Source organism: Variovorax sp. 20P10.2.4 (assembly GCF_058244205.1).
Genome location: NZ_JBZAYE010000421.1, coordinates 1 through 6,601, shown reverse-complemented (window position 1 = coordinate 6,601; position 6,601 = coordinate 1). Strand labels below are relative to the sequence as shown.

Here is a 6,601-nt window from a genome sequence, read left to right as displayed (position 1 = left end):
GTCATCGTGGAGGTCGCATTCATCGGGGGAGGCGTCACGCGGTCTTGATGCGCGGATCGATCAGTCGGTAGCAGAGGTCGGTGAGCTGGTTCATCACCACCACCACGATGGAGGAGAACAGCAGCACGCCGAGGATGGTCGGGTAGTCGCGCCGCAGCACCGAGTCGAAGGCCAGGCGGCCGAGCCCCGGCCAGTTGAAGACGGTCTCGACCAGGATCGCGCCCGCGAGCACGTTGCCGAACTGCAGCCCGAGCACCGTCACCACTGGCAGCAGCGCATTGCGCAGCGCATGCTTGTAGAGCACCACGCGCTCGGCCAGGCCCTTGGCGCGCGCGGTGCGGATGAAGTCGGAGCCGAGCACATCGAGCATCGACGAACGCGCGAGCCGGCTGTACTGCGCGAGATAGACCAGGCTCAGCGTGATCGTGGGCAGCACCAGGTGGTGCGCGACGTCGAGCACGTCGGCCAGGCCGCCGCCGGTGGAATCGATGGAGCGCATGCCGGCCACCGGCAGGATGGGGAACACCGAGGCCAGCAGGATCACCAGCATGATGCCGATCCAGAACACCGGCGCCGCGAAGCCCACCAGCGACAGCACGGTGATGAACTGCGACAGCAGCCCGTTGGGCCGGCGCGAGGACAGCACGCCGAGCGCCGTGCCGACCACGAAGGCCAGCAGCACCGAACTCAGCACCAGCAGCAAGGTGGCGGGCACGCGCTCGGCGATCATCTGCGTGACCGGCAGGTTGAAGAAGTACGAATAGCCGAGGTCGCCGCGCAGCACCTTGCCGAGGTAGACGCCGAGCTGCACCGGCAGCGGCCGGTCGAGGCCGTACTGCGTGCGCAGCTCGGCCATGAGCTCGGGTGACATGCCGCCGCTGGCGCCCGCGATGGTCTCGACCGGATCGCCCGGTGCCGCGTGCACCAGCACGAAGTTCAGCACCACCACCGCGAGCACCAGGGCGAGGCCCTGCAGCAGGCGCGAGGCGGCGTAGCGGAGCATGCCCATGTGCGCCCCCCGCCTTACTTGAGGTAGACCTCGTCGAGCGGCGACAGCGGTCCCCAGATGGTGGTGGGCACATTGCCGACCTTCTTGCTGGTGATCGTGTGGTAGGGCACCTGGTTGATGAACTCGATCGGCAGCTCGTCGGTCACGATCTTCTGGAAGGTGGCGTAGTAGGCCTTGCGCTGCGTCGGGTCGGTCAGGCCGCCGGCGGTGTTGAGCAGCTCGTCGACCTTCGGGTTGGCATAGGACTGGGTGTTGGTCCAGACGATGGGCTTGATGTTGGTCGACAGGTAGGTGCGGTGCACGCCGATGATCGGATCGCCCCAGTTGAAGACCGCGTCCATCGACATGTCGAAGTCGTGCGTGGCCAGGCGCTTGGCCCAGGCCGGGAAGTCGGCCGAGGCGCGCACCTCCACCGTGATGCCCACCTTCTTGAGCTGGCCGCGCACGTACTCGGCCACGTTCTTCTGCTGGTCGTCGCCGCCGGGCAGGTAGTCGATGGTGAGCTTGAAGCGCTCGCCGTTGGCGCCGGCCTTGTAGCCCGCGGCATCGAGCATCTCGCCGGCCTTCTTGAGGTCGAGCGGATAGCGCACCAGGTCGTTGACCGCGAACGGGCTGCTGGCCACCAGCGGGCCGTCGGACACGGTGGCGAAGCCGCCCATCAGCGCCTTGGTGATGAAGTTCTTGTCGATCGAGTGCGCGATGGCCTTGCGCACCTGCAGGTCGGACAGCGGCTTCTTCGCGGTGTTGAAGGCCAGCCAGTTGAGCGGGCCGATGCCGTCGTAGCCCTTGGGCGTGAGCGACACGCGCGGGTCGTTGGCGAAGCGCTTGAGGTCGGTGGGCAGCGTCGCGAAGGGCAGCATCTGGATGTCGCCGCGTTCCACGCCGAGCACCAGGCTCGCCATGTCGGGCGTGATGCTCACGATGACCTTGTCGAGGTAGGGCTTGTTGGGCAGGAAGAACTTGTCGAAGCGCTCCATCACGATGCGCTGCGAGGGCTTGAACTCGGTGACGCGGAACGGGCCCGAGCCGACCACGTCGGTGCTGTTGCGCGGATGGTTCTTGAGGTCGGTGCCGTCGCCGTAGATGTGCTTGGGCAGGATCGGGCACAGCGCGGGCGACATCGCGAGCACGATCGCCGGATGCGGCGCGCTCATGCGGATGATGGCGGTGTAGGGATCGGGCGTGTCGACCTTCTCGACCGGGCCCAGCATGGTGGTGAAGGGATGGTTGGCCTTGATGGCCATGATCGAGAACGCGACGTCGGCCGAGGTGATGGGCTTGCCGTCGTGGAACACCGCGTTCTTGCGCAGGTTGAGCGTGAGCGACTTCGCGTCGTCGGCGAGCTTCCACGATTCGGCCAGGTAGGGCTGCGGGTTCCACTTGTCGTCGAAGCGCAGCGGGCTCGCGAAGATCTGCGCCGAGGGCAATGCGGTGGCGATGCCCGACTGCACGGCGCCGTTGAGGTGGCGCGGCGTCTGCGTGCTGCCGATCACCAGCGTGCCGCCACGCTTGGGTTCTTGCGCCGCGGCGGGCAGGGAGCACAGCGCGAGCGCGGCCAGCGAGGCCGCCGACAACAGGGTGACACGGCGCGTGAAGCGGGAAAGCGGAAACGGCATGCGGGACCTCTGGATGGCTACTCGAAGAAGAAGCGGCGCGCGGTGCGGCGCCGACGAGATCGACGATAGGCCCCCGAGCAGGTGCCACGAAGAGCCACGTGGCACCGATCCGCAGGGCCAGACGCTGCGGGTTTGCCCCGTTGTGCGGCGTGCGATGCGCCGTTTGCGGGAAGGCGCACCGGATGCGGGAGCGCGCCGCGGCTCGCGCGTTACCTCGCGCGTTACTTCTCGTCCTTGAGCCAGTACCACTTGTAGAGCATGCGCTGCCCCATGCGGCGGAACGGCGCGAAGGCCTGCGACTCGACCAGTCCCATCACGTTGGGAAAGGGCAGCGGCGAGTCGTAGATCGGCAGTTCGAACACCTCGCGGCCCGCATCGCGGCCCGCGATGCGCTCGGCCAGGCGCTTGCCGGCCCAGGTCGAGAACGAGACGCCGTTGCCGCCATAGCCCACCGCGTACCAGATCTTCTTCGACGCATCGGGCTGCGTGATGCGCGGCATCATGTCGTGGCTCATGTCGACCCAGCCCCACCACGAGTGGTCGATGCGGATGTTGGCGAGCGGCGGGAACTTGCGCGCGATCGCGTCGGTGAGCAGTTTCAGATGCACCGGTGCCTCGGCATCGGCGCCGCTGACCGAGCTGCGGCTACCGATCTGCAGCCGGTTGCCCTCGAGCAGCCGGTAGTAGAAGCGCAGCGTGCGCGTGTCGGTGAGGAAGGTCTTCGAGCGGAAGTTGGTGGCCTTCAGCTCGGCCTCGGTGAGCTCGCGCGTGACCACCGAGTTCGAGAGGATCGGCATCACGCGGTTCTTCAGCAGCGGGCTCAGCGCCTGGCCCGTGTAGCCGCCGGTGCACACCGCCACGCGGCGCGCGCGCACCGTGCCGCCGGGCGTGCGCAGGTGGTGCACGCCGTCGATGGTCTGCCAGCCCTGCACCGGGCTCGAGGTGTGGACCTTCACGCCGAGCGCGCGTGCGCGCCGCAGCAGGCCGAAGGTGAACTTCAGCGGATGGATGCCCACGCCCTCGGCCTCGAACATCGCGCCCACGGTCTCGCGTTCGTCGCAGTAGTCGCTGCGCACTTCCTCGGCGCTCATCATGCGCGTGGCATAGCCGAAGGTGTCGCGCATCAGCGCGGCCTCGGCGGCGAGCACCGGCAGCTTCTCGCGGCGGTGCGCGAGGTAGAGATGGCCGCCGTCGAAGGCATCGCAGTCGATCTGCTTCGTGAGCGCCTTGAAGTTCTCGAAGCCCGCGCGGATCTCGGCGTCGAGCTTCTTCGCGGTATCGAGGCCCCAGCGCGCGATCCACTGCGAGCGCTTGAGGCGGCCGCTGGCGTTCTGGCCCTGGCCGCCGCTGCGGCTCGAGCAGCCCCAGGCGGCCTGGTTGGCCTCGAGCACGGTGGCGCGGATGCCGTGCTCCTGCGCGAGGTAGAGCGCGGTCGACATGCCGGTGGCGCCCGAGCCCACGATCGCCACGTCGACGTCGATGTCCTGCACCAGCGGGCCGTCGTCCTCGGGCGGCGTGCCCGCGCTCGCGACCCACCAGGTGGGCGCATAGGCGCGGCCGGCGCCGGGATCGGGCGCGAGCAGCGGGTCGTAGCGCGGGTCGTAGGGCCGCGAGGGCGTGGCGGGCACGGCCTCGGGGGCGGTGAAGGACGTGGCGGTGCCGGTCATCGTCATGGGCGCTCCGAAGAAGGCGTGGCGCGGACTACTTCGCCGCGGGCAGGTTCGGGCGTGCCTTGCGGAACACGTTCTTGAGCTGGATCTTCCCGTCCTTGAAGGTGAAGACGTCGATGCCGTCGGTCTCGATGCGGCTGCCGTCGGCGGCGGTGCCGGTGAAGGTCCACTGCGAGGTGCCGAAGTCGCCGTGCACGAAGTGCACGCCGTCGATCCACTGCGCGTCGGGCACGGCCTGCCAGGCCGCCGCGAAGGCCTTGCGCACGGCCTCGGTGCCCGTGTGGCGGGTGCCGCAGGCATCGGGGCCGGCGGCGGTCTGGAACACGCAGTCGTCGCTCATGAAGCTCATCAGCGCATCGATGTCGTGGCGGTTCCAGGCCGCACTGAAGGCGGCGAGGGTGTCGGTGGTCACGGGCGGGAAGGAAGAGGACATGGCGCTCGGATGAAAGTCTTTGGGGATGAATGGAGCCGAGGGTAGGCAGCGGGCGGGGTGCGCGATAGGGCCAGATGCGGGGATTCGACCGAGCCAGAGCGCACCGCCCTGCGCGCCAGCGCAAGCCCTGCCCTAAACTGCGGCGACCATGGCGAGCCATCCCCGAGCCACCCAGTGGGCACAGCTCTTCGCGCTGCCCGACCAGCCCGCGCTGCCGCTGCAGGCGCGGCTGCGTGCCGCGGTGGTGCAGGCCATCCTCGAGGACCACCTGAGCGCGGGCGCGTCGCTGCCCTCCTCGCGCGAGCTCGCGGTGCTGCTGGGCCTGAGCCGCAACACCGTGACCTCGGCCTACCTGCAGCTGATCGACGAAGGCTTTCTCGAGGCGCGTCCGCGCAGCGGCGTGTTCGTGGCGCGCAATGCGCGCCCGCCCGCGGCGGCACCGGCCGAACCGCTGGTGGGGCGCAGCGGGCAGTCGGGCCAGCCGCCCGACTGGTCGGCGCGCGTGCTGCGCTCGCTGGTGGACCAGCCCACGCTGTCCAAGCCCGAGCGCTGGCGCGACTATCCCTATCCCTTCGTCTACGGCCAGCACGACCCGCTGCTGTTTCCGACCGAGGACTTCCGCGAGTGCTGCGCGCGCAGCCTGGCGCGTTCGCAGCTGCAGCACTGGACGCCCGACTTCGAGACCGACGACGTGCCCGACCTGATCGAGCAGATCCGCACGCGCCTGCTGCCCAAGCGCGGCGTGTTCGCGCTCAAGGAGGAGATCATCGTCACGCTCGGCGCGCAGCATGCGTACTACCTGCTGGCCGACACGCTGTTCGACACCCACACGCGCGTGGGCCTCGAGGAGCCCGGCCATCCGCATGCGCGCAACAGCTTCTCGCTGCGCCAGCCCAAGTGGGTGGAGGTGGCGGTGGATGAAGACGGCCTGGTGGTCGATGCGCTGCCCGCGGCCGACTACCTGTTCGTCACGCCCTCGCACCAGAGCCCGACCACCGCCACGCTGAGCCTGGAGCGCCGCCAGTGGCTGCTGCGCAAGGCCGAGCTGCAGGACTTCGTGATCATCGAGGACGACTACGAGGCCGAGAACCTCTACGAGGGCACGCCGATGCCGGCGCTCAAGAGCCTGGACAAGACCGGGCGCGTGATCTACGTGGGCTCGGTGTCGAAGAGCCTGTCGCCCGCGCTGCGGCTGGGCTTCATCGTCGCGCCGCGCGCGCTGATCAAGGAGCTGCGCGCCATCCGCCATGCGATGGTGCGGCATCCGAGCGCCTTCCTGCAGCATGCCTATGCGCTGTTCCTCTCGCTGGGCCATCACGAGTCGCATGCGCGGCGCGTGAACCACGCGATGCAGGAACGGCTCGCGCTGGCGGCACAGGCGCTGCGCGACCACCTGCCCGATTTCGAATTCCGGCTGCCGCAGGGCGGCGCGTCGCTGTGGGTGCGCGCGCCGGCCTGGGTCGACGCGGGCGAGCTGTCGCTGATGGCGCGCAGCCACGGCGTGCTGATCGAGGCCGGCGACGTGTTCTTCGCGAAGCCGCCCTATCCATGCCCCTTCTTCAGGCTGCGGCTGTCGTCGATCCCGGCGGCGCAGATCTCGGCCGGCATCCGCGCGCTGGGGCTGGCGGTGGAAGAGCTCGCGGCCGCGCGCGGCGAGCGGCGCCCCGCGGGCGGGCGCACGCACTGAACGGGCGCCCATGAAAAAGGCCGCGACATGCGCGGCCTCGTTGCTGGGCGATCGGCGAACCGATCAGCTCGGCTCGGGCGTCTTGAACAGCGCCGCGATCTTGCGCTTGCTCTTGATGTTGCTCGACACGCCGGTGCGCGCGGGCGCCTTGGCCGCGGCTTCCCAGGCCGGTGCGGCCTCGCTGTT

5 protein-coding genes are annotated in these 6,601 nt (G+C 69.3%); 1 reads left to right on the top strand and 4 read right to left on the bottom strand.

All coding sequences use genetic code 11. From position 1 onward, the window contains the following. Positions 1-34: 34 nt before the first annotated feature. From AC27VN_RS28990 to AC27VN_RS28975, 4 genes are all read right to left on the bottom strand, one after another. The gene (locus AC27VN_RS28990) at positions 35-1,009 is read right to left on the bottom strand and encodes an ABC transporter permease (protein WP_209544175.1); all 975 of its coding nucleotides are present in this window, start codon (positions 1,007-1,009) and stop codon (positions 35-37) included. A gap of 14 nt (positions 1,010-1,023) precedes the next feature. Further along, positions 1,024-2,625: an ABC transporter substrate-binding protein gene (locus AC27VN_RS28985; RefSeq protein ID WP_398500755.1), complete on the bottom strand. Its 1,602-nt coding sequence runs from the start codon at positions 2,623-2,625 to the stop codon at positions 1,024-1,026. A 221-nt stretch (positions 2,626-2,846) separates the two neighbouring features. Then, positions 2,847-4,298, bottom strand: coding sequence for an NAD(P)/FAD-dependent oxidoreductase (locus AC27VN_RS28980; RefSeq protein WP_093340398.1), 1,452 nt, complete (start codon positions 4,296-4,298; stop codon positions 2,847-2,849). A 28-nt stretch (positions 4,299-4,326) separates the two neighbouring features. Beyond that, positions 4,327-4,728 (bottom strand): nuclear transport factor 2 family protein, encoded by a 402-nt coding sequence (locus tag AC27VN_RS28975; RefSeq protein WP_057591954.1) that lies wholly within the window; start codon positions 4,726-4,728, stop codon positions 4,327-4,329. Positions 4,729-4,876: 148 nt separating this feature from the next. On the opposite strand from AC27VN_RS28975, the gene pdxR reads away from it, so the two are divergent. Then, complete coding sequence (gene pdxR / locus AC27VN_RS28970) at positions 4,877-6,415, top strand: MocR-like pyridoxine biosynthesis transcription factor PdxR (RefSeq protein WP_296783256.1); 1,539 nt, start codon at positions 4,877-4,879, stop codon at positions 6,413-6,415. Positions 6,416-6,601: the final 186 nt, after the last annotated feature.